The sequence below is a fragment of the Simplicispira metamorpha genome, assembly GCF_004341365.1.
Classification (GTDB): domain Bacteria; phylum Pseudomonadota; class Gammaproteobacteria; order Burkholderiales; family Burkholderiaceae_C; genus Simplicispira; species Simplicispira metamorpha.
Window position 1 is genome coordinate 1 of the sequence record NZ_SLXH01000035.1, and the last position, 23011, is coordinate 23011.

The 23011-nt window shown below is 62.6% G+C and carries 21 protein-coding genes, 1 pseudogene and 1 other annotated feature; of the genes and pseudogenes, 7 read left to right on the forward strand and 15 right to left on the reverse strand.

The annotated features are described in order from the left end of the window. Positions 1–146: 146 nt before the first annotated feature. Positions 147–419 (forward strand): annotated as a pseudogene (locus EV674_RS18035) (transposase); the annotation flags it as partial. Between the two features lie 31 nt (positions 420–450). Beyond that, positions 451–720: a transposase gene (locus EV674_RS17835; RefSeq protein ID WP_241525016.1), complete on the forward strand. Its 270-nt coding sequence runs from the start codon at positions 451–453 to the stop codon at positions 718–720. Here EV674_RS17835 and EV674_RS15440 read toward each other — a convergent pair. The 12 genes from EV674_RS15440 to EV674_RS15490 all read right to left on the reverse strand — a co-directional run bounded on the left by EV674_RS15440 (position 696) and on the right by EV674_RS15490 (position 13354). Next, positions 696–1867, reverse strand: a protein-coding gene (locus EV674_RS15440; protein WP_241525015.1) for an IS3 family transposase whose coding sequence is annotated in 2 segments (ribosomal slippage) — positions 696–1627 and positions 1627–1867 — 1173 coding nt in all. Because the reading frame shifts where the segments join, the coding sequence is not laid out codon by codon here. The two genes, EV674_RS17835 and EV674_RS15440, sit on opposite strands and share 25 nt — an antisense overlap. After that, positions 1524–1640, reverse strand: a sequence feature (AL1L pseudoknot). It overlaps the preceding gene by 117 nt. Positions 1868–2017: 150 nt before the next feature. Beyond that, positions 2018–2431 (reverse strand): VOC family protein, encoded by a 414-nt coding sequence (locus EV674_RS15445; protein ID WP_119014468.1) that lies wholly within the window; start codon positions 2429–2431, stop codon positions 2018–2020. Positions 2432–2543: 112 nt separating this feature from the next. Continuing rightward, complete coding sequence (locus EV674_RS15450) at positions 2544–2864, reverse strand: 2Fe-2S iron-sulfur cluster-binding protein (RefSeq protein WP_119014462.1); 321 nt, start codon at positions 2862–2864, stop codon at positions 2544–2546. Between the two features lie 28 nt (positions 2865–2892). Then, positions 2893–4017, reverse strand: coding sequence for an acyl-CoA dehydrogenase family protein (locus tag EV674_RS15455; RefSeq protein ID WP_119014467.1), 1125 nt, complete (start codon positions 4015–4017; stop codon positions 2893–2895). 29 nt (positions 4018–4046) lie between these two features. After that, positions 4047–4862: a crotonase/enoyl-CoA hydratase family protein gene (locus EV674_RS15460; RefSeq protein WP_119014461.1), complete on the reverse strand. Its 816-nt coding sequence runs from the start codon at positions 4860–4862 to the stop codon at positions 4047–4049. Positions 4863–4873: 11 nt separating this feature from the next. Next, positions 4874–5971 (reverse strand): acyl-CoA dehydrogenase family protein, encoded by a 1098-nt coding sequence (locus tag EV674_RS15465; RefSeq protein ID WP_119014460.1) that lies wholly within the window; start codon positions 5969–5971, stop codon positions 4874–4876. A gap of 10 nt (positions 5972–5981) precedes the next feature. After that, a complete protein-coding gene (locus EV674_RS15470; RefSeq protein WP_119014459.1) occupies positions 5982–7151 on the reverse strand; it encodes an acyl-CoA dehydrogenase family protein in 1170 nt (389 codons plus the stop codon). A gap of 39 nt (positions 7152–7190) precedes the next feature. Beyond that, positions 7191–8498: an amidohydrolase family protein gene (locus tag EV674_RS15475; RefSeq protein WP_119014458.1), complete on the reverse strand. Its 1308-nt coding sequence runs from the start codon at positions 8496–8498 to the stop codon at positions 7191–7193. A 363-nt stretch (positions 8499–8861) separates the two neighbouring features. Then, a complete protein-coding gene (locus tag EV674_RS15480; RefSeq protein WP_119014457.1) occupies positions 8862–10661 on the reverse strand; it encodes a putative bifunctional diguanylate cyclase/phosphodiesterase in 1800 nt (599 codons plus the stop codon). Positions 10662–10808: 147 nt separating this feature from the next. Continuing rightward, positions 10809–11861: a Bug family tripartite tricarboxylate transporter substrate binding protein gene (locus tag EV674_RS15485; protein ID WP_157983717.1), complete on the reverse strand. Its 1053-nt coding sequence runs from the start codon at positions 11859–11861 to the stop codon at positions 10809–10811. A gap of 337 nt (positions 11862–12198) precedes the next feature. Then, positions 12199–12327, reverse strand: coding sequence for a hypothetical protein (locus EV674_RS17945; RefSeq protein WP_277749430.1), 129 nt, complete (start codon positions 12325–12327; stop codon positions 12199–12201). A 190-nt stretch (positions 12328–12517) separates the two neighbouring features. After that, the gene (locus EV674_RS15490) at positions 12518–13354 is read right to left on the reverse strand and encodes an IclR family transcriptional regulator (protein ID WP_119014455.1); all 837 of its coding nucleotides are present in this window, start codon (positions 13352–13354) and stop codon (positions 12518–12520) included. 324 nt (positions 13355–13678) lie between these two features. Here EV674_RS15490 and EV674_RS15495 point away from each other — a divergent pair, with 324 nt between their 5' ends. Together EV674_RS15495 and EV674_RS15500 are read left to right on the forward strand one after the other, a co-directional pair. Continuing rightward, the gene (locus EV674_RS15495; RefSeq protein WP_060985465.1) at positions 13679–13906 is read left to right on the forward strand and encodes a ferredoxin; all 228 of its coding nucleotides are present in this window, start codon (positions 13679–13681) and stop codon (positions 13904–13906) included. A gap of 118 nt (positions 13907–14024) precedes the next feature. After that, positions 14025–14972 carry a VOC family protein gene (locus tag EV674_RS15500; RefSeq protein ID WP_119014454.1) on the forward strand — a complete coding sequence of 316 codons (948 nt, stop codon included), beginning with the start codon at positions 14025–14027 and terminating at the stop codon, positions 14970–14972. A gap of 53 nt (positions 14973–15025) precedes the next feature. On the opposite strand, the gene EV674_RS15505 is transcribed toward EV674_RS15500, so the two are convergent. From EV674_RS15505 to EV674_RS15515, 3 genes are all read right to left on the reverse strand, one after another. Then, positions 15026–15763, reverse strand: a complete 738-nt coding sequence (locus EV674_RS15505; RefSeq protein ID WP_206613258.1) for an SDR family oxidoreductase — start codon at positions 15761–15763, stop codon at positions 15026–15028. A gap of 11 nt (positions 15764–15774) precedes the next feature. After that, positions 15775–16629 (reverse strand): SDR family oxidoreductase, encoded by an 855-nt coding sequence (locus EV674_RS15510; protein ID WP_119014453.1) that lies wholly within the window; start codon positions 16627–16629, stop codon positions 15775–15777. Positions 16630–16695: 66 nt separating this feature from the next. Next, the gene (locus tag EV674_RS15515) at positions 16696–17640 is read right to left on the reverse strand and encodes a LysR family transcriptional regulator (protein WP_063460645.1); all 945 of its coding nucleotides are present in this window, start codon (positions 17638–17640) and stop codon (positions 16696–16698) included. 114 nt (positions 17641–17754) lie between these two features. Here EV674_RS15515 and EV674_RS15520 point away from each other — a divergent pair, with 114 nt between their 5' ends. The 3 genes from EV674_RS15520 to EV674_RS15530 are packed head-to-tail and all read left to right on the forward strand — an operon-like array spanning position 17755 to position 22969. Continuing rightward, positions 17755–21240, forward strand: coding sequence for an indolepyruvate ferredoxin oxidoreductase family protein (locus EV674_RS15520; protein WP_119014466.1), 3486 nt, complete (start codon positions 17755–17757; stop codon positions 21238–21240). 43 nt (positions 21241–21283) lie between these two features. After that, positions 21284–22033, forward strand: a complete 750-nt coding sequence (locus EV674_RS15525) for an electron transfer flavoprotein subunit beta/FixA family protein (RefSeq protein ID WP_119014452.1) — start codon at positions 21284–21286, stop codon at positions 22031–22033. Then, positions 22034–22969, forward strand: a complete 936-nt coding sequence (locus tag EV674_RS15530) for an electron transfer flavoprotein subunit alpha/FixB family protein (protein ID WP_119014451.1) — start codon at positions 22034–22036, stop codon at positions 22967–22969. Positions 22970–23011: the final 42 nt, after the last annotated feature.

A 23011-nucleotide genomic window follows, 5' to 3' on the forward strand; every position in this document is an offset into this window, starting at 1 on the left:
CCTGGCGCAGGCGACATCAACGACGGGCGCAGCTGTTCCACTACCGGCGTCGGGGATGCATTCCTCCTGAAGAGAATCTACGGCTGTAGTACTAGGGCCTGTTATTAAAGTGGTGTTTAATAGCCTCTCATCTCTAGAAGCTTTCAATGACCCCACAACGCCACGCCCTCACCGATGCGCAATGGCAGCGCATGGTAGTCCATCTCCCCCCTGTACTGGGGCGTCCCGGGCGCGATGACCGATTGTTCATTGATGCGGTTCTGTGGATCGCCAAAACAGGCTCGCCTTGGCGTGACCTGCCTGTGCACCTGGGTGCATGGGCACAGGTCTACCAGCGCTTTGCACGCTGGAGTGAGCGGGGGCATTTCAAGGCGCTGTTTGTGGCATTGCAAGAGCCCGATCACGAGCAACTGATGGTGGACTCGACCTCTTGCAGAGCACATCAGGCGAGTGCTGGGGCGCAAAAAAAATGGACCTCAAGCGATTGGCGTCTCTCGCGGCGGGCTGAACACCAAAATCCATGCGGTATGCGACGCGCTGGGCAATCCCTTGCGTTTCAAGCTGACGGCTGGCAACAAGTCCGACACACCGGAGTTGATTGGGTTGATCCAGGACTTGCCTGGGCAGGAGCTGCTGGCGGACAAGATCTACGACAGTGAACCGCCCCGGGTTTCGTGGAGGCCGTTTGGTTTAAGTCAGACCTCCACCGCGGTGGCTTGACTGGCGAGTTGCCGGTAGTAGTTTGCCTCAGCTTCTGCCGGCGGGACGTATCCGATGGATCCGAGCAGCCGGTGATGGTTGAACCAGGAGACCCATTCCAGCGTGGCCAGCTCCATCGATTCACGGGTTGGCCATGACCGTCGGTGGATCACCTCGGCCTTGTACAGCCCGTTGATCGTCTCGGCCAAGGCGTTGTCGTAGCTGTCGCCCTTGCTGCCTACAGAGGGCTCGATGCCAGCTTCTGCGAGTCGTTCGCTGTAGCGGATGGACACGTATTGCGACCCCCTGTCGGAATGATGAATCAAGGCGCCATCACGCTCGGGTTGCCGGGCATAGAGCGCCTGCTCCAGAGCATCCAGAACGAAGCCTGTGTGCAGGCTGACCCGCCAGCCCACGATGCGCCGGGCGTACACGTCGAGCGCGTTGGCCACGTACAGCCAGCCCTGCCAAGTCGAGACGTACGTGAAGTCCGAGACCCACAGCTGGTTGGGCCGCTCAGCCAAGAACCGCCGATTGACCCGGTCCAGTGGGCATGGCGCCTTCATATCACTGATCGTGGTGCGCACCACCTTGCCACGGCGTACGCCCTGCAAGCCCAGGCGCTTCATCAACCGCTCCACCGTACAGCGGGCAACGCCAACCCCTTCGCGATTCATCTGCTTGCAGATCTTGTTGGCCCCGTACACGCGCATGTTGTCTTGCCAGACGCGCACGATGTGAGGCGCCAAGGTGTCATCGCGTTGAGCGCGCGCGCAGCGCAGTTGAGGATTGCTTTGATGGGCGGCGTGGCGCCAATAGCCTGATGGGGCGATCTGCAACACCTTGCAGATCGACTCGACCCCGTAGGCCTGTCGATGCTGGTCGACGAATTCCCTCAGGACTTCAGACGGCGGTCGAGCTCCGCCTGGGCGAAAAACGCGCTCGCGAGCTTGAGGATCTCGTTGGCTTTGGGCAGCTCTTTGTTCTCGCGTTCCAGCGCCTTCATCTGTTCGCGCTCGGACGTGGTGATGCCATCGCGCGCACCAGTATCAATCTGGTCGCGCTTGACCCATTCATTGAGCGTCTGCGGCACGCAGCCGATCTTGGGGGCAAGGGATTCGATGGCTGCCCACAGCGAGGGGTAATCGCCTCTGTGCTCTCGCACCATGCGAACAGCGCGTTCGCGAACCTCGGGTGAGAACTTGTTCGACTTCTTCGTAGCTCAATCCTCTCAGAGAAAAGAGCCTCCTCAAAATACGGGGCGGTTCAATGCACCGAAAACCATGCGGGCAGCTATGTCGGTCAGCGCGAAACCGCTCTAGCGGAGGCTGCTGGAAAATGTTTTCCAGTCTTCGGGCGGGGTTTCGGTTTCGGCGAAGTCCAGTTCGACTTCAACCCCATTGGGATCGGAGAAAAACAGTTGCCATGTCCTGACCGATCCTGGCGCACGGATGAGGCGAAGCCCCACATTGTGCGAACGCAAGGTGGCGGTGGTCTCCTGCAACCCCTCGGCCCAATAGGCCATGTGATCGAGCGCGCCACGACGGGGCATAGGCATTCGATCCACAGCGACCACATGCAGGATGGGCTGATTCCCTACATAGAGCCATAACCCCGGAACCGGAAACGGGGGGCGCGGGCCCTCGCGCATGCCGAGCAGATCCACGTAGAAAGCCCGCGTCGCCTCCAACTGGTCCGTCACGATGGTGAAGTGGTCTGGGCGCTTGATCATGATGCTTCCCTTTCGCATGCGGGCCGTCTGGCGGGACGCGGGGAGATGGGCGTGCAGTGCACGGAGCGGTGGCGAGTTGGTGGGGGGCGCTCCGCACCCCCGTGCCCGCTCGCTACTGCGCCGCGGGCACGCGCACCACCATACCATCCAGGGCCGCCGTGACCATGATCTGGCACGACAGCCGACTGTGGGGCTGACGGGGCTCGCCTGTGCAGTCCAGCATGGCATCTTCGGTATCGTCGATAGAGCTGAGTTGCTCGGCCCAGGGTTGCTCGACGTATACGTGGCAGGTCGCGCATTGGCAAGCACCGCCGCAGTCGGCGTTCATGCCTGGAAGCCCATTGGCGAGCGCGGCTTGCATGACGCTGGTGCCTTCGGCCACGTCCAGCTCGGTACGTTTGCCATCGGGTGTGACATAGATGATTTGCGGCATGGGGGTCTCCTTAAAGTGGGATCGGTAATCAGAGCGATCGGCTGATGATTTCTTTCATGATTTCGCTGGTTCCGCCGTAAATGCGCGCCACCCGGGCATCGACCCAGGCGCGGCTGATCATGTACTCGCTCATGAAGCCGTAACCCCCGTGCAGTTGCAGCAGTTCGTCCAGGATCTTGCCCTGCATTTCGGAGCCCATGAGCTTGCACATGGCACCGACTTCCGCGCTGAGTTCTCCACGCATCGCCTTGGCTAGGCAGTCATCGACGAACACGCGCAGCATGGTGGCCTGGGCCTTGCATTCGGCGAGCTTGAATTTAGTGTTCTGGAAGTCGAACACTGTCTTGCCGAACAGCTTGCGGTCGCGGGTGTACTGGATCGTCTGTTCGATGAGCGAGTCGATCGATGCGGCCGCGCGGATGCCGATGATGGTGCGCTCCCAGGCCAGTTGGTGGGTCAGGTACTTGAAGCCCTGGCCTTCTTCGCCGAGCCGGTTTGCCATCGGAACCGAGACGTTGTCGAAGAAGAGCTCCGACGTGTCCTGGCCCTTGAGTCCGATTTTTTCGAGCCTGCGGCCCTTGGAAAAACCAGGTTGGTCGGTTTCGACGCAGATTAGCGTCAGCTCCTTGGCTGCCGGATCCAGCTTGGTGGCCGTCACGGCCAGATCCGCGTTGCCCCCGTTGGTGATGAAGGTCTTCTGGCCGTTGATGGTATAGATGTCTTCGCCGCGCACGGCGGTGGTGCGCATGCTGCGCAGGTCGCTGCCTATACCGGGCTCGCTCATTGCGATCACGCCAATCGTCTCGCCGCTCACCATCTTGGGCAGCCACCGCTGTTTCTGCTCTTCCGTGCCGTAGGCCACGATATAGGGCGCGACGATTTCCGAGTGTGTGGTGAATCCGACCGCGGTGGCGTTGACCCGCGCAAGTTCTTCGATCATCACGGCCGAATGGCCGAAATCGCCGCCCGCGCCGCCGTACGCTTCAGGGACGGTGGAGCACAGCAGGCCGGCTTCGCCAGCCTTGAGCCAGACGCTCTTGGGCACGATACCCTCGGCCTCCCAGGCGTGCAGGTGGGGCACGATCTCACGTTCAATGAAGCGGCGGGCCTGTTCGCGGAACTGCTCGTGGTCTTCTCGGAATACGGGGCGCATGGAAATGTCCTGGTTCTGGGGGCTCGCCATCAGCGTCCGGTGAACTGCGCGGGGCGCTTGTCCAGAAAGGCGTTGACGGCTTCGAGGTGGTCTTCGGTGTGGTGGGACAACGCTTGGTAAGCCGATGAGAGCTCCAGCAGCGTGTCAAGGCGCACATGCTGGCCTTCGCGCAGCAGGCGCTTGGTTAACCGAAGCGCATGCGACGGGTTGAGGGCGATGCGCTGGGCGAGCGCCTGTGCCTGGCCCAGCAACTGGTCGGCGGGAAAAACGTCGGCAACCAGGCCCCAGGACAGCGCCTTGGCGGCATCGATGGTGTCGCCGGTGAAGGCCAGGAGGCTGGCCTTGGGCATGCCGATCACGCGCGGCAGCAGCCAGGCGCCACCGTCCCCGGGCACGATGCCGACCTTGACGAAGCTCTCCGCGAACAGGGCCTTGTCGCTCGCAATCCGGATGTCGCACATGCAGGCCAGATCCAGACCCGCGCCAATCGCAGCGCCATTCACCGCTGCGATCACCGGCACGTCGAGCTCGTAGAGAGCGAGAGGAATGCGCTGGATGGTGTCGCGGTAACTGTCGCGCACCTCGTAGGGGCTACCCGCGAAAATGCCGCCGCGCTGCTGCATGTCCTTCACATTGCCGCCAGCGCAGAAAGCACTGCCTTCGCCGGTCAGCACCAGGGCCTTGATGCTGTGGTCTGCACGAATCTGGCGGCACAGGGCCACCAGTTCATCCATGTGCGCGGGATCGGTCAGGGCGTTGCGCGTCTCGGGACGGTTCAACCGGGCGGTCAGCACGGGGCCGTCGCGTTCGATCAGCAAGAAGGGGGTAGGGCTTTGTTCGCTCATGGGGTGGGAATTCATGTGGAGGACAGGGCTGCCAGGCGGCCACTGGTTACGGCAGGCCACAGCGAGGCAGAGCCGCCTTGGGCGACGGCCCTTCCCAGCCGCTGTGTCCAGTGCCCCTGGTTGCCGAACTCGCTGCGCCAGGCCCAGAGCCGGCGGGTGCCCAACTGCAGCGCATGCTCGTGCGTAAAGCCGATGGCGCCGTGCACTGCATGGGCCATGGCGGCCACCGCACCGGCGGCTTCTGCGCCGCAGACCTTGGCCGCGGCAATCTGCCAGGTCGCCAGTTGGCTGCCCGATTCCGCGAAGGCGGCCTCGGCGCTGACGAGCGCGCTGCCCGTGTGCTGAGCCATCTGCGCCAACTGGTGCTGAATGGCCTGAAATGCGCTGATGGGCTTGCCGAATTGAACCCGCTCGGTGGCGTAGCGGGTGCTCAGATCCAGCGTGGTTTCGAGGGCTCCGGCCATCTGGGCCGTGCGCAGCATGGCCCCTCCCCACCAGATCACATCGTCGGGCCAATCGGCGGGGACATCCGCGATCGCGATGGGCGTGGTGTTCTTGAAGCTGAGGTCGTCCCGCGGCTCGCCGGCGGTGTTCTGCTTGGTGCTCACTTCCGCGTCGCGGCGCGACAGCAGGATCAACGTCGTTCGTTTGCCGGGGACGAGAGCGACGACGTGCTCCACATCGCGCCCCCAGGGTACGTCGCACAGCGTGCCTGTGACGAGGATTTCCGCAGGCGCAACCCAGGGTGCGTCGAAGAAAGCTCCTTTTGCGGCATGGTTGAGCGACAGCGTGCTGCGCATGGAGATGCCCAGCGGTTCATTGCGGGCCTCGATCCCGCACTGGCCCAGCAACCAGTTCGCGAACATGGTCTCGGGCAGGGGCAGGGGCAGATTGTGGCGTCCTGCAGCCTTCACGACCCCGTACAGGTCTTCCCAGGAGGCGCCAGCGCCGCCCAGGTGTTCCGGCGCGGCGGCCACAGCGAACCCGGATGATTCGAGGGCTGCCCACAGGTCGGCCGGCCAGTGGCCCGCCTCGCAGTGGCGGATCAGTTCCGGGGTGACGAGATCGGCCAGCAGCCGCTCGATGGTGGATTCAAACAATTCACGCATGCTTGTGTTCTCAACGCAGCCCGAGACCGCGGGCGATGATGCCGCGCAGGATTTCGCGTGTGCCACCACGCAGCGAGAAAGAAGGTGCCATCTGCATCAAGGCCGCCAGCACTTGCGCATGGTCACTGCCCCCGCCGACGGCGGGCGCCACATCGAGCACCTGTTGGGCGAGTTCAGGGATCTCCTGCTCAAACGCAGCACCCAGATCCTTCAGGCAGGAGGCCGCCCAGGCGGGGTTGCCTCCTGCGGCCAACTCGGCCGTGACCGCCAGCGACATCTGGCGCAGCACGACAAGGCGCGCGCTCAGGCGACCCACGGCATGGGCCTGCAGGGCATCCGGTTGTGCTCCGACGGCGTCGATCAGCGTGTGCAGCAGCGCCATGCTGCTCAGGAAACGCTCTGGCCCGCTGCGCTCGAAGGCGAGTTCCGCGGTGACTTGTTCCCAGCCCTGGCCTTCGGTGCCGATCAAGGCATCGGCATCCAGGCGGACGTCGTCGAGGTAGACCTCGTTGAAGTGTTCACCGCCCGCCAGGTCACGGATCGGGCGCACCGTGACGCCGGCGGCCTTCAGGTCAATGATGAACTGCGACATGCCTTCATGGCGCGCAGCCTTCTCGCCCGTAGCAGCACCCGTGCGCACCAGGGCGATCATGTATTGCGCGTGGTGGGCATTGGTGGTCCAGACCTTCTGGCCGCTCAGCCGCCAGCTGCCATCGCCCGCCGCTTCATCACGCACCGCGCGGCTGCGGATCGAAGCGAGGTCCGAGCCCGAGTTGGGCTCGCTCATGCCGATGCAGAAATAGACCTCGCCCTTGCAGATCCCAGGCAAGTACTTCTGGCGCTGGGCTTCCGTGCCATAGCGCAGGATCAGGGGGCCGCTCTGGCGGTCGGCGATCCAGTGGGCGGAGACGGGGGCCCCGGCCGCCAGCAGCTCTTCGATCACGACATAGCGCGCCCAAGGGCTGGCGTCGTGGCCGCCATACTGGTGTGGCAAGGTCATGCCAAGCCAGCCGCGGCACCCCAATTCCCGGCTGAAGGCCGGGTCGGCGCCCATCCACGAGTCCGCGCGGCGCAGGGCGCTCCGATCCTTGAGTGCGGTGGCGAGAAAGCGCCTCACCTCGGCCCGGAGCGGCTCGACGTCTGCGGGGATGCGGTTGTATTGGAAAGATGCAAGCGCCATAGGGTACGGCCGGTTTCCTGGGTTGATGCCGATGGCGGGTTACAAGGCGGTCTGGGCGTCGGCGGCGGCAAACATCTTGTTGATGTCGCCCGAGGTGACCGGACGCTCCGGGTCACGGAGCGGAGCCGCGCCACCCATGCCGCAGGCCGGCTCGATGCTCACGTGCTTGGCCTGCGCCTTCAGCGCGCCGACGGTGCAGTTTTCGCGGCCCAGGATGGCGAAGGGGTCGTAGGAGAACTCGCGCATCGCATTCAGGTGCGTGATCTTGTTGATGACCTCGTCGCTCAGGTGCTGAGATTGCTTCCAGAACACGTTGGCGGATTCCGGCCATGTGCAGTCGGAGTGCGGGTAGTCGCATTCCCAGGTGACCTTGTCGACATTGATGAAGTCCAGATTGCGCAGGCCGAACTCGTCCTCGATGAAGCAGGTGATGATGTGCTCGTTGAAGACGTCGCTGGGCTTCTTGCCGCCAAAGTTGGAGTTGGTCCAGGCGTTGTGGTGGTTGTGGGTGAAGTTGGCGCGTTCCAGCAGGTAGGGGATCCAGCCGATGCCGCCTTCGGACAGGGCCATGCGCAGCTTGGGGAATTTCTTCCACATGGGGCCCCAGATCCAGTCGGCGGCGGAGTTGGAGATGGAGATGGGCATCGACGTGATCCAGGCATCGATCGGCGACTCGTCGGATGCATGGGCCGCTTTGACGCCGGTGCCGATGTGGCAGCAGATCACCACGTCGTTGTCCGCGCATGCCTTCCACAGGGGATCCCAGTAGCTGTTGTGGATGGACGGGTACCCATGCACGGTAGGGTTGTCGGAGAACGTGAGGGCATGCACACCCTGCTTGGCCAGGCGCTGGACTTCCGCCGCCGCCGCCTGCATGTCGAACCAAGGAGCCATCATCAAGGGAATGAAGCGGCCCGGTGCAGCGTTGCACCAATCGTGCAGATGCCAGTCGTTGTAGGCCTGGATGGCTGCGAGCGAGACACCGCGGTCTTCGTAGCTCTGAAACCGCTGTCCCGCAAAACCCGGGAAGGTTGGGAAGCAGAGGGAACCCAGAACGCCATTGGCATTCATGTCATCGACACGGGCCTTGATGTCCCACGTGCCGCGGCGCATCTGTTCGTAGCCCAGCGGCTCCATGCCGTATTCCTCTTTGGGGCGGCCGACCACCGAGTTCAGGCCCATGTAGCCCGTGGCTTTTTCCTCGAACACCCAGACGTCGCGACCTTTGTGGTTCTCGACGCGGGGCTCGCGCCCCTTGTACTTCGCGGGCATATGGCGGGCGAATGCATTGGGTGGCTCGATGGCGTGATCGTCAACGCTGACGAGGATGAGATCTTCCAGCTTCATGTTGTCTCCAGAGAGTGAGGCGATGGGGGTTGGCCCGGGCGGCCGAACCGACAGCATAGGGTGTGAATGCTAGATCAAATACTGTACAGATTCAATAATAATGTTCATATTTGGTAAGGAATACATACGAGTTTAGGGAATACCACTAGCCGAACGGCTAGGCGGGCGCCTGCCTGGAACATGTCGGCGCCATGCGGATGAGGGGCCTGGAGTCTGGCAATCCAGTGCACATTTGAGCCGAGGTAATTTCGGCTTGTGCCCTGGATTAAGTGATCTTTTGCTATTAATTTGGAAGCTGTATGCGCTTGCCACGCTTTGGTTTCTTGGGGATGGTGCCGCAATTCACGCCTTTTTCTGGGGGTGTTATGGCAGCCATCCAGGCTGGCTGCGCAGGAGCTGTCCGAGTTCACCTGACGGCAGCGGGCGGCTGAAGTGGTAGCCCTGGGCTTCGTCGCAGCCCTCCTCGCGCAGGAACTCCAGTTGCGCTTCGGTTTCCACGCCCTCGGCTGTGGTCTGCATGCCCAGGGCCTGGGCCATGCGGATGATGGCGCTGACGATGGCACGATCGTTGTTGTTCCGATCCAGATCCTGGACGAAGGACTGGTCGATCTTGAGCTTGTAGATCTGGAAGCGCTTGAGCTGGCTCAGGGAAGAGTAGCCAGTGCCGAAATCGTCCATCGACAGGCGCACACCACGGGCTCGCAGTTTGTCCATCGTGGCAGCGGCTTGGTGCGGATCATTGATGGCCACGCCCTCGGTCAGCTCCAGTTCCAGCGAATCAGGAGGGATTCCGGTGTCCTGCAGTATGGAGTTGATGATCTCAGGCAGTTGCGGCTGGCGGAACTGAATGGCAGAGAGGTTCACGGCCACCTTCAAATCGCGCAATCCGTCCTGGCGCCACGTCTGTAATTGCCGCATGGCGGTGCGCAGCACCCATTCGCCGATCTGCAGGATTTGGCCGCTGTCCTCGGCGATGGGGATGAATTCGGCCGGCGAGACGCGGCCCAATTCTGGATGGTCCCAGCGCAGCAAGGCTTCCACGCTGTGGACGCGGCCGGTGCGTAGCGTGACTTGGGGCTGGTAGTGCAGCGAGAGTTGGTTGCGATCCAGTGCACGGCGCAGCGCGTTTTCCACTTGCAGCGCGCGCCGCGACTGGGCCTGCATCTGCGGCGTGAAGAAGCGGTAGGTGTCGCGGCCGGCCCGCTTGGCGTGATACATGGCCGTGTCGGCGGCCTGGGTCAGAGAGTCAATGTCATGGCCGTCATCGGGATACAGCGCGATCCCGATGGAGGGGGCGATCATGAGCTCGTGGTGGTCGATCCGATACGTCAGACGCGATGCCTTCTGCAGTTTGGAGGCGATGCGCTCGGCGCCCTGGGCATTGGCGTTGGGTAAGAGCACCACAAACTCGTCGCCGCCGATGCGTGCCACGGTGTCACACCGGTTCACGACTGTGCGCAGCCTTCGAGCGAACTCAATCAGCAGCGTATCGCCGACACGGTGGCTCAGCGAGTCGTTGACGTGCTTGAAATGGTCGAGGTCGAGAAACATCACTGCCAGTTGCCTGGCGCTGGCGCGGGCCAATTCAATGGCTCGCTCGGTGCGTTCGGCCAGCAGTGTCCGGTTAGGCAGGCCCGTGAGCCCGTCGTAGTGCGCCATCCAGTAAATGCGCTCCTGGTCGAGCTTGCGGTCGGTGATTTCGCGGCGCAGGTTCTCCACGGTGGCCCTGAGCCCCCGCTGAGGCCGCTGCTTGAACTGCTCATGCGCTTCATTCAGAGCCTGTTGGGCGAGCAGGTTCTCTCCCATGTCACTGACGATCCAGATTGAGCCCTCGTGCAGGTTGCTGGCGTTAATGAGGCGGCCCGTAAGCTCTCCCCAAAACAGGCTGCCATCCTTGCGCCTTAGGCGACGCTGTGTGCGGTAGGCATGGCCCGCGCTGAGCGTGGTGTAGGCCTCGCGTCCAAGGCTGCGCAAGTCGCCTCGGCTGGGATGGAGTTGCTCGCTGCCCACGCCTACCAGCGCGTGCTCGTCTGGGTATCCGAAAATGTCCGCGCATCGCCGGTTGCAGCGGACAATGACACGTTGGCGGATGTAGACGATGCCGACGCCCGCAGTGTCCAGCGCGTGCTGTTCCCGCAGGTTGCACTCGACGGAGGCGGCCATTGCTGACGGATAGTCCAGGATGTCCCTGCGGGTTGGGTCCCGCCAGGTTATTTCACCGTGCTCTGGGCCGGAGCCTGGAAACCAACCAGTGGTAAAAGGCTGACAAGAGGTGTGCATCTGATGGTGCTCTTCATGAGATCCAGCCGCTTACTCGGCTTGGATGCCTGCGGCCCTAATGATCTTTCCCCATAGATCACGTTCTTTTGTCTGGTATTTCCCAAGCTGGCCCAGGGGCTGGATGAACGCCAACGTGCCCGATGCCTTCATGGCTGCTTGCACTGCCGGCGTCTCATTGGCTTGAACCAGCAAGCGGTACATCTTTTGAACGATCGGCTCGGGAGTCATGGCTGGCAGATAGGCTGCCAGCCAGAAACCTATGTCCATGCCATCGATTCCGCTTTCACGGAAGGTTGGCAGGTCGGGTGCGAATGGGCTGCGGACTTCATCGGTCACGGCCAGTGCTTTGATTTTTCCGGAACTGACGTAAGTCCAGGCCGAAAAGTCGGTGAACATGAAGTCGATTTCTCCACTGATCAGATCCGGCATCATCGAGTTGCCGCTGCGATAGGCTGCCCCTACCACTTTCACTGCGGCGGTCTGCTGCAGTACCTCGGCGGGCAAGCGGCTGGTGATGCTCGTGTAGCCGAAAGTGAACCGGCCTGGATTGCTCTTGATCTGCTGGAGGAACTCCTTGGCAGATGCCGCCCTGACCTTGTCCGGATTGACATACAGGTACATGGGGCCCTTGGAGAGTGTCGTCAAAGGGACAAAGCCGTTGACTGGGTCGTAGGGCAGGTTCTTGATCACGTGGGGGTTGCCGGTGAATGCCACGTTCCCCGAGATCAGAAGGTTGTATCCATCGGGTTTCGCCGAACCGATCAATTGCGCCGCAATGCCGGAACTGCCGCCAGGGCGGTTTTCGACCACAACAGGCACTCCTGCAGCTTTGGACATCTCGCTTGCGAGGGCTCGGGTGTAGACGTCTGGGGCCGAACCCGGCGTGAAGGGAGTCACGACCTTGATGGGTTTTTCCGGGAAGCCGACGGCCCCGGATGCATCGGCACCCGCCAAAAAGCACATGAGCATGAGCGCCTTGACCCAAACAGGAGCCATTCTTATTATTTGTATAAAGAATTGAATTCTGCATTTAGAATTTTGCAATTCTGCTCGGCCCGCGCTGCCTTGGGTATTGGGATTCACCCTAGCTGGCCATTCCTCTCTGTTGTCCTGATTGGCTTGGGCTGTACTTACAGGTCCCGACGGGCCGCAGGTGATACGCATGAATGCGCGCCTGGGGCAGGTAGTGCTGGTGATGGGGAGGCCCCTGATCAAGGGCGGGAACGCCCCAGTGGAGTGGGGCGGACGGTCGTTGTGTCTCAGGCTGCTGGATTGAGTTGGGATCGGTGTTTTCCCTGGTTTTGGGCGGAAAGAGGCGCATGGAGCGCTTTCTGTTTTGACGCAGGAGGTTGGAATCTGTACATTTATGGAAAAAGTGCCTTTGATTTCCTGTGTGCACAGCCGTCCTGCCATCAGAGGATCAAACCATGGAGACAAAATGCCTTCCTTGATCTTTACGACCGTCTCGAGCCTTGCGGTGGTTGTTGCTGTGCTGTGGCAATTCGCCGATGCCGCTGTCCACCAGCACAGTCATGCTGGTCATCTGCATGCCCACACGCTCCCTATGGCGAGCGATTTTTGGACACTGATGTCTCACGGCTTCCGCTAGATTTCAGCGCATCACTTGGGGGGGCGAGCCTTTTGGGCTCGTGCGAACGCGAGCGGCCGCCGCTAGATGCGGGATTGGGGCATGGCTGCAGTGGTGACTGGTGTTTGAGCCTGTTTTCCAGGCCCGGGTCTCAAAAAAGCACAGATTCCAGCCGGGTGCCCAATTCCTTCAACGACTGTCCAAGGGCCTTGATCCGGACTTCGGCATCGCTGTGCTGGCTGCGGATCATGACAGCTGAAACGGTGTAGGCAATGCTGCGCGTGGTGTCTCGCACAGGGGCGGCGATCGCAAGGACGCCGTCGGAGAAATATCCGTCGTCAACGGCCCATCCGTGGCGTTGAGCTAGGTGAACCTGATCCAAATACTCCTCAAACGATAGCGCACGTGCCCAGCGAATACGGGCGAATTCAGCGTGCAGGTCGTTTTCAGAGAGATTCATCTGCCCAACGAAAAGCCGGCCGCTGGCTCCCATCAGGATAGGCAGGCGCTGGCCCAGCGGCATGTAGATGTGCAGATCCGCAGGGCTGGATTCGGAGCTGACGAGCACAATCCTGTCATTGCCCATCGGGCGCCAGAGCGTGACCGTGATTCCGCGTGCGATGGCAAGTTCGCGCATGAGCGGCAATGCCAACTGGACGCGCTGGCCCTGTGTCACCAACTGCTCTGCCAAGCGAGCCAGCCCAAGGCCTGCAGAGTACGTTTTGGACAGCGGATTGAAATCGACGACATCTTCCAAGACCAGGGTTCGGAGGATGTTGAAGCAGGTGCTTGGATTGATTTCCAGGTGCCTCGCTATGTCCGCTGCTCGCTCAGGAGCCCCCTTGTGCGCGAGGTATCGAAGGACTCCGATGGCATTCACCACGGGCTTCACGATGACGCCGTAGCTCGATCCTGATTTCTTGGAGTTGTCGGCCAAAGTCGGAGCTTTGCCCGGCGCGGCGCTGTCTTCGGTCACGACGTATTCCATGTTGTCCAGTGGTCAATTGAATGAAGGTCACTGCCTCGGAAGTGTTGGAACGACGGGGTGTCACAAAACTTCCACCTGTCTGCAGCAGCGGGCATTCTAAGTGGCGAAGTGCATTCTGTATGGAGTTTTATCTAGTTCAGGGACGCCCCTGTGGTGACGGGAATACCGGGTCGGCTCGTGGGTCGTTGCGCACAGGTGCAAAGTGTGCGGGGTACGAAGGGTGGTCTAGGGAGAACCCTGAAGTAAAAATCAACACTTTATCGAATAATGTCCATATATCTCTATGCGCAGCAACATCGAACCCGCTGCATCGAAAGGAAAATCATGAGTACCCACGGGAAAACCCCCACACTTCGAGTGATCGTCGATCGCGGTCGTTGCTGCGGTTACGGGCTGTGTGCCCAACTCTGCCCCGAGGTGTACAAGCTGGATGAAAACGGCTTGGTGTACGTCGAATCCGAGCTCATCCCTGGTGGGCTTGAGGAGGAGGCGAGGGAAGGGGCCGCAGCCTGCCCCGCGGAAGCGCTGGTCATTGAAGCGATTCAGTCGTGATTGGCGGAGGTCCAGCAGGGTCTGCTGTCGGCGGGCGCTGGCGCATCCTATGGCTGGTTCTCGCCGATGACTCGTTCTGCGGGACATCGGTTTTTTTAGCTCACGGGAAAACATCAACATGGACATCATAGGTATTGGATACCTCGGCTTCGAGACAACCAAGGTAGACGAATGGCGGGACTATGGGCCGCAGGTCATGGGTTTTCAGGTCGGCCAGTCTCCGGCGTCAGATCCGGACTCCCTCTACTTCCGCACGGACGATCGGCGGCACCGGTTTGCCTTCCATCCGGGCAAGATCGATCGCCTGGCCTATATCGGTTGGGAGGCCAAGGGAAAGATCGAGTTCGAGGCGGCGATCGCCCGATTCCAGGAACATGGCGTGGAAATCACCATGGGCGATGCGGCCCTGTGCGAGCAGCGTGGCGTCAAGGGAGTGTTCCGTTTTCGTGACCCGGTCGGCTACCAGCATGAGATGTTCCATGGTCAAAAATGGATGCCTCGTTCCTTCACGCCAGGCCGCCCTCACGGGGGCTTCGTGGCCGGCGTGCGGGGGTTGGGACATCTGGTCGTGATCACTCCGCAATGGCCACCCGAACTGCAAGATTTCTTCGTCAAGCTGATGGGCTTCCATTACTACGGCCCAGGGGCCGGCAAGGGCCAGACGGCGTTTTACCGCTCCAAGCTCAACAGCTACACCAGCCACGATATCGCCTATGGATACGGGCCTGGGAAGATGGGTGTCCAGCATGTGGGCCTGTTTGTGAAAAGCCTGCGCGACGTCGGCGAGACCTACGACATCGTGAAGCAGCGCGGGATCCCGATGATGATGACGCTGGGGCAGCACTCTCAAGATCCGCACGCTTCCTTCTACCATTTCTCGCCGGGCGGCTTTGCACTCGAGACCATCACCGAGCTCGAACCCTGGCACGACGACGGCTTCGAACTCAATCCCGAGAAGCTTAGCACCTGGGGTCATGAAGTGGTGGGCCCGATCCTCGGCCCGAGTGTACGGACGCCCGAAGAACTGCTCGAGCCCGAGTTGCTGGCCAAGTACAAACAGGGATGACGCAGCCCGCTTGCCGACTTCCGCGCTGGGCCGCCAGCACGGGAGTCGGCGTTTCAGACTGATTCCGAAGACGAGACCATCAGCATGCGCGCCACGCTAACGTGCTTTGGCTGCTCGAGCATGTAACGCACGGCGGACGCGACATCCGACGACTGTAGGGCCGGTGTCTGGTCCGCCCGGACCGGCTGGCCCGAGGCGCGCAGCCGGTCAAAGATCTCGGTTTCCGTGGTGCCGGGCGCGATGGTGCCCACACGCACGCCACTGCCTTTGAGTTCGACACGCAGCGCAGTGCTGAACACCTCGACGGCCTGCTTCAACCCGGCGTACACGCCCATGGAAGAATGGCTCAGGTATGCCCCCACGCTGGACACGTTGATGATGGCGCCCGCGCCCTGTTGCTTGAATGCGCGCGCAAACACATAGGAAGTCCGGACCACGGCATCGTAGTTGGTGCGCGTCATCTGCATCAGGCCATCGAGATCGATGGTTTCGAGTGTGCCGGTGACCAGCATGCCGGCGTTGTTGACCAGGATGTCGGCGCGGCCGTAGGTTCGGTGGGCCAACTCCAGCAGAGCCTGCGCCGTGGCGGGCTCATCGATCGCTGCGCTCAGGGGGACTGCCGGGCCGGGGAGCTGGGCGCACAGCGCATTCAAGCGCTCGGCGCGGCGCGCGGTCAGCACCAGGCTGCAGCCCGCGGCGCTGAGCTCATGGGCAATGGCTTCGCCGATACCTGACGATGCGCCGGTGACGACGGCGACCTTGCCTTGCAGGTGTCGTTGGGCCTCGTTCACGTAGCCGGGCCTCAGGCTTGGGTGTCCGGGCTGGGATAGCGCAAGGCCATGGCCGCGCCGAAGTCCCTTTTGAGGGTCGGGTAGTAGGCAATCTGTCCGCCCATGCCGCCGGCAATGTCGATGGAGGCCGCGCTGATGAAGCTGGCGTAGTCGCTTGCGAGGAACAGCGCCATGCCGGCGACGTCTTCCGGCTTGCCAAAACGCCCCAGGGGGACAACTTTGAGGACCATGGCGTCGAATTCCTCGCGCGGCGTGCCGGGCGGCATCTCACGGTAGTGGCGGTCCCACTGCCCGGTGTCGATCCAGCCCATGTTGAGGGTGTTGACCAGGATGTTGTCTTTGGGCAGCGACATGCCCAGCGATTTGGACATGGCGATGCAGCCCGCGCGGTTCACCACGGAGGGGATGCCGTCCGGGGTGATCTGGGTGCCGGCCAGCGCATTGATCTCGACGATGCGCCCCCAGCGCTGCTTTCGCATGTGCGGGACCACGGCCTGGATGAAGCGGAAATGGCCCATCTGCAACACGTTGGCGTGCTCCAGGATCTGCTCTGGCGTGAGGTTGTCGAGGTTGCCGCCGCGGCCTTGGCCCGCGTTGTTGATCAGGACGTCCACGCCGCCCCAGGCGGCTGCGATCTCATCCACGAAGGCTTTCACGCCCGCGGTGTCGGTGACGTCGACCGCGCGCGCGATCACGGCTTGCGCCGTCGTCGCCAGTTCGGCTCCCACCGCTTCGATGTCGGCCTGCGTGCGGGCGCAGACCGCAACGCGGGCCCCTTCTTTAGCAAAGGCACGGGCAATGGCCCGGCCAATTCCGCGCGAGGCGCCCGTCACGATGACGCGCTTGTGGCTCAAATCGATAAGCATGTACTGTCTCCTGGTTATGCAGAATATCTGGCAGATTGTAGGCAGAAATTAAAAAATAGTTCATATCTAGGTTCTTGCCGTTGCCTGTGCGCCGTTAGCGAATGATCGGCCCAGGAACTGCTCCAGCGCTGCTGCGCAGGGGCTCAATGCACGGCCTGCGGACCAGGCCAGGCCGACTTCCATGACCGGCAGCCGTGCGTCCATGGGAACGGCGTGGATGCGCCGCCCATCCAGGGACCATGGCCGGAACACCATGTCCGACAGGATGGTCACGCCCAGGTTGAGAGCGACCATCTCGCGCAGCGCCTCCATGGAAGACGTCTGGATAATCTTGTGGGGTGTGTGCCCCGCGTCGGCCCAGTACCGCCGGGCATTGCGGTCGCCTTCGTCCACCATGGGCAGGATGTAGGGGAGCGCCGCAAGTTCTTCGAAACTCACGCTCCCCCGGCCCGCGTATTCATGGCCCGCAGCCATCCAGAGCTGACGCCTGGACCTTTCCAGGACGCGGGTTTCCAGGCGCTCCGGCGCTTCCAGGTTGGACAGCAAAAGTGCGCCCATTTCCAGTTGGCCGCTCGCCAGGCGGACCTCGATGTCCTTACGCGGCATTTCCTCGAGCGAGAGTTCTATCCGGGGATACAGCTCGCAGAAACGCGCGAGGGCGGGCAACAGGAAGTACCCCAGGACGGTGTAGGTCGCGGCCACTTCCAGCTTCCCGTGGAGGTCGCGCCCATGTATCGGAAAGCGGGCCGCCTCGTTGGCCATGCGCAGAACGGATTCGGCGTGCTGCAGAAAGCCTTGTCCCTGCAAGGTGAGGGTGACGCCTTGGCGTCCGCGATCCAGCAAGGCCGTGCCCATGGCCTGTTCCAGGTCCGCGATCGCCAGGGTCATGGCCGACTGCGACAGGCCGATCTCTGTTGCGGCAGCCGAGATTTGCCCGCAGCGCGCCACGGCCACGAAGTAGTGCAGTTGGCGCAGCGTGAAGCGCGGCAGGGCAGGCAGACCGATTGTCATTGGAAAGGCAAATACCTGGGGTTCAAAAATTGAATTTGACTATGCCATAAATATGAACAAAATATAGATAAATGTTTAAATAAAAGGTTGCGCGAGCAACCTGGAGATATCCCCATGACCCCTCCCGTTTCCCTGGCGGACAAGTACGAATTGCCCGCCGGCCGTGTCTACATGAACGGTACGCAGGCGCTGGTTCGGCTGCTGCTGGCGCAAAAGGCGCGTGACGAGGCCGCCGGGTTGAATACCGAAGGTTTCGTCTCCGGCTATCGTGGCTCTCCCCTGGGCGCCGTAGACCAGGAGCTGTGGAAGAACCGGGCGCTGTTGGACAAGCACAAGGTGCGCTTTCAGCCCGGTCTCAACGAGGAGCTGGCGGCAACGTCGGTCTGGGGCACGCAGATGGTGAGCCTGGATCCGAAGGCACGGGTCGATGGTGTGTTCGCCCTCTGGTACGGGAAGGGACCGGGCGTGGACCGCAGTGGCGATGTCTTCAAGCACGGGAACATCGCGGGTGGCGCTCCGCATGGCGGCGTGCTGCTGGTGGCGGGAGACGACCACGCATGCAAGTCATCCAGCCTGCCGCATCAGAGCGAGCATGCATTCATCGCTGCGATGATTCCGGTGCTGCATCCTTCGGGAGTACACGAATTCATCGAATTCGGACTCCACGGATACGCCATGTCGCGCTACTCCGGATGCTGGGTGGGCTTCAAGGTGATCAGCGACACGGTCGAGTCCTCGTCGTCGTTCGACATCGATCCGATGTCGGTCGAGATCAAGATTCCGCAGTCCTACCCCGTTCCCGCCGACGGCTTCTCGATCCGCTGGCCCGATCCTCCGCTGGAGCAGGAGAACCGGCTGCAGCGCGAGCGCCTGTATGCACTGCTCGAATACGTGCGCCTGAACAAACTCAATCGCCAGGACTGGGCAGTCCCGGACGCACGCCTGGGTATCTGCACCACCGGCAAGAGCTACCTGGACGTGCGCGAGGCGCTGTCGCTGCTGGGCTTGGACGAGGCGGCCGCACAGGCGCTGGGTGTGCGCCTGCTCAAAATCGGCGTGGTCTGGCCTTTGGAACCCACCTGCGTGGTTGAGTTCGCACAGGGCCTCGACGAAATACTGGTCGTGGAGGAAAAGCGCCAAGTACTCGAATACCAGATCAAGGAGCACCTCTACAACGAACCCCATCGCCCCCGCGTGGTCGGCAAATACGATGAATCGGGCGAATGGGTTCAGGTTCCCAGCAGCGGCATCCTGCTGTCGCCTAATGGCGAGCTCACGCCAGCCGGCATCGCTGATGTGATCGCTGCGCGCCTAGTCAAGGTGTACGGGCAAGGCGTGCTGCCGGAGTCGGTGCGGGTGTGGTTGGAGCGTCAGGCGGTGGTGGCAACTCGTTCCCCATCCGATGCGCCTGTGCCCCAGCGGCTTCCTTACTTTTGTTCGGGCTGTCCTCACAACACCAGCACCCAGGTGCCGGAAGGGTCGCGCGCGCTGGCGGGGATCGGCTGTCACTACATGTCGATGTGGATGGATCGCCGCACGGAAACGTTCAGCCAGATGGGCGGCGAAGGGGTGCCGTGGATAGGGCAGGCGCCCTACACGGATACGCCACATGTGTTCGCCAACCTGGGCGATGGAACCTACATGCACTCGGGCTCCCTGGCCATCCGGGCTGCCGTGGCTGCCGGTGTCAACATCACCTACAAGCTGCTGGTCAACGATGCTGTCGCCATGACGGGAGGTCAGCCAGTCGAAGGCGCACCTTCGGTGCCCCAGTTGCTGCGGCAGCTTGCCGCCGAAGGCGTGAAGGAACTGCACCTGGTGAGCGACGAGCCCGAGGCCTTTCAGGCCTTGGACGACTTCCCCAAGGATGTCAAGGTGTCGCACCGTGACGGCATGGACGCGCTGCAGCGTGCGCTGCGCGACGTCAAGGGGGTGTCGGTGATCGTCTATGCGCAGACCTGCGCGGCCGAGAAGCGCCGCCGGCGCAAGAAGAAGACTCTGGTCGATCCGGCGCGTCGAGTGGTCATCAACGAGGCCGTGTGCGAAGGCTGCGGCGATTGCGGCGTGCAGTCCAACTGCGTCTCCATCCTGCCACTGGAAACGCCCTTGGGGCGCAAGCGGCAGATCGATCAGAGCGGCTGCAACAAGGACTTCTCCTGCGTGCGCGGATTCTGCCCAAGCTTCGTGGTGCTCGATGGCGCCGAACTGCGAAAGCCCCAGCGTGACCGCGTGGCGCCGCCCACCGGCATGGCGCGACCCGAGCTGCCAGTCTTGGCGCGCCCCTGGAACATTCTGGTGGCCGGGGTCGGCGGCACCGGCGTGGTGACCATCGGTGCCCTCATGGGGATGGCCGCGCATCTCGAGGGCAAAGGGGTGCTGGTGCTGGACATGGCAGGTTTGGCGCAGAAGGGCGGGGCCGTGATGTCCCATGTGCGGCTGGCGGCGGATCCCGTCCAACTGCATGCCGCGCGGGTAGCGCGCGGACAGGCGGACGTGGTGCTCGGCTGCGACCTGATGGTGGCCGCGGCCGGAGATGCGCTTGCTTCCATGGCGTCCGGGCGCACTCGCGCCGTGTTGAATACGGACGTGGCCCCCACGGGCAGCTTTACACGGGATCCCGACTGGCAGGCGTCGCCCGATGCGATGCTCGAGCGGGTCGGTTCGGCCGCTGCCCAGGTGGAGTCTCTGGAGGCCTCCCGCCTGGCGGTCGCCCTCATGGGTGATGCCGTGGCCACCAACGTATTCCTGCTGGGCTTTGCATGGCAAAAAGGCTGGGTGCCTCTGCAAGAGGGTTCGTTGTTGCGCGCCATCGAACTCAACGGCGCCGCGGTAGGCATGAACCGCGCAGCGTTTGCCTGGGGACGCCAGGCTGCGCTGGATCCTGCTGCGGTGCGCCGTGCGGCCGGCCTGCTTTCCGACGAAAAGGTGATGCTGATGCCGAGCAGAACAGCGTCTCTTGCGAGCATTCTGGCCGATCGCACTGAGCGGCTCGCCGACTACCAGAATGCACGCTACGCGCAGCACTACGCGGCGGTCGTGCGGCGTGTTTCCGATGTCGAGAAGGCGCGTGTCGGAGGAGATCGCCTGGCGCGCGAGGTCGCGATGAGCCTCTACAAGCTGATGGCCTACAAAGATGAATATGAAGTTGCTCGCCTGCACACCAGCAGTGATTTCCTCGCCCGGCTGCAAGAGCGCTTCGAAGGTGATTTCACCGTGAGCTACTACCTAGCACCGCCGCTGCTGGCGCGCCGCGACGCGCAAGGCCGTCCAGTCAAACAGCGCTACGGCGCCTGGGCGCAGACGGCCTTCCGTCTCCTGGCCCGTTTGCGGTTCCTGCGCGGAACAGTTTTCGATCCGTTCGGCTGGACTCGGGAGCGGCGGGAGGAACGTGCGGCAATCGACGAATTCGAGGCTTTGGTTAAAGACCTGCTTAAAGACCTGAACAGCAACAACTTCAACGAGGCGTTGGCGCTCGCCCGTTTGCCCCAGCAAGTGCGAGGCTATGGCCATGTGAAGGCGCGCGAGCACGAGGTCGCGCAGAAGAAGGCCTTGGAACTCCTGGCCCGCTGGCGAACGAAGACCGGCCTTTCCCAAGGCTAGGGCAGCCAGGACAAAGCTGCTACCCATTCCAAAGGAGATACATATGAAAATTCTCGTCCCTGTCAAGCGCGTGGTGGACTACAACGTCAAGGTCCGCGTCAAATCGGATAACACGGGTGTGGACATCGCCAACGTGAAGATGAGCATGAACCCCTTTGACGAAATCGCCGTCGAAGAGGCCGTGCGCCTGAAAGAAAAAGGCCTGGTGACCGAAGTCATCGCCGTCAGCTGCGGCGTGGCCCAGTGCCAGGAAACCCTACGCACGGCCATGGCCATCGGTGCCGACCGCGCCATCCTGGTCGAGACCGACGTGGAGCTGCAGCCCCTGGACGTGGCCAAGCTGCTCAAGGCCTTGGTGGACAAGGAGCAGCCATCGCTAGTCATCCTGGGCAAGCAGGCCATCGACGACGACGCCAACCAGACCGGCCAGATGCTGGCCGCCCTGGCCGACCTGCCCCAGGCCACGTTCGCCAGCAAGGTCGAACTCGCTGCCGACAAGGTCAACGTGACCCGCGAAGTGGACGGCGGCCTGGAGACCCTGCAGCTTTCGCTGCCTGCGGTCATCACCACCGACCTTCGCCTGAACGAGCCCCGCTACGTCACCTTGCCCAACATCATGAAGGCCAAGAAGAAGCAGCTGGACACCGTCAAGCCCGAAGACCTCGGTGTGGACGTCGCGCCGCGCCTCAAAACCCTCAAAGTGACCGAGCCCGCCAAGCGCGGCGCTGGCGTCAAGGTGACGGACGTGGCCGCCCTGGTCGAGAAACTCAAGAACGAAGCGAAGGTGATCTGAATGTCGGTACTCGTTATTGCTGAACACGACAACGCCTCCATCAAGGGCGCTACGCTAAACACCGTCACGGCCGCCGTGGCCTGCGGTGGCGACGTGCATGTGCTGGTGGCTGGCCACAACGCAGGTGCTGCAGCCGCGGCCGCCGGCCAGATCGCAGGTGTCGCCAAGGTCATCCACGCCGACGCCCCCGGCCTAGAACACGGCTTGGCCGAGAACGTGGCCGCGCAGGTGCTGGCCATCGCCGGCAACTACAGCCACATCTTGTTCCCCGCCACCGCCGGCGGCAAGAACGTGGCGCCGCGTGTGGCCGCTAAGCTCGACGTGGCCCAGATCAGCGACATCACCAAGGTGATCGCCGCCGACACCTTCGAGCGCCCCATCTATGCGGGCAACGCCATTGCCACCGTGCAAAGCGGCGACGCCACCAAGATCATCACCGTGCGAACCACGGGCTTTGACGCCGCGGCCGCCACCGGCGGCAGCGCGGCGGTCGAAATCGCAGCCGCCACGGCCGATGCAGGCAAGAGCAGCTTCGTCGGCAGCGAGATCGCCAAGAGCGACCGCCCCGAACTGACGGCGGCCAAGATCATCGTCTCCGGCGGCCGGGCGCTGGGCAACAAGGAAAAGTTCGACGAAGTGATGACGCCCCTGGCCGACAAGCTGGGCGCCGCCCTGGGCGCCAGCCGCGCCGCCGTGGATGCGGGCTATGCCCCCAATGACTGGCAAGTGGGCCAGACCGGCAAGATCGTGGCGCCGCAGCTGTACATCGCAGCGGGCATCTCGGGCGCCATCCAGCATCTTGCCGGCATGAAGGACTCCAAGGTGATCGTGGCGATCAACAAGGACCCCGAGGCGCCGATCTTCAGCGTAGCCGACTACGGCCTGGAGGCTGACCTGTTCACGGCCGTGCCGGAACTCGTCAAGGCGATCTCGTAAGGAGGCTCTACGCCATGGGTTTGCTGCGCCAATGCTTGCAGG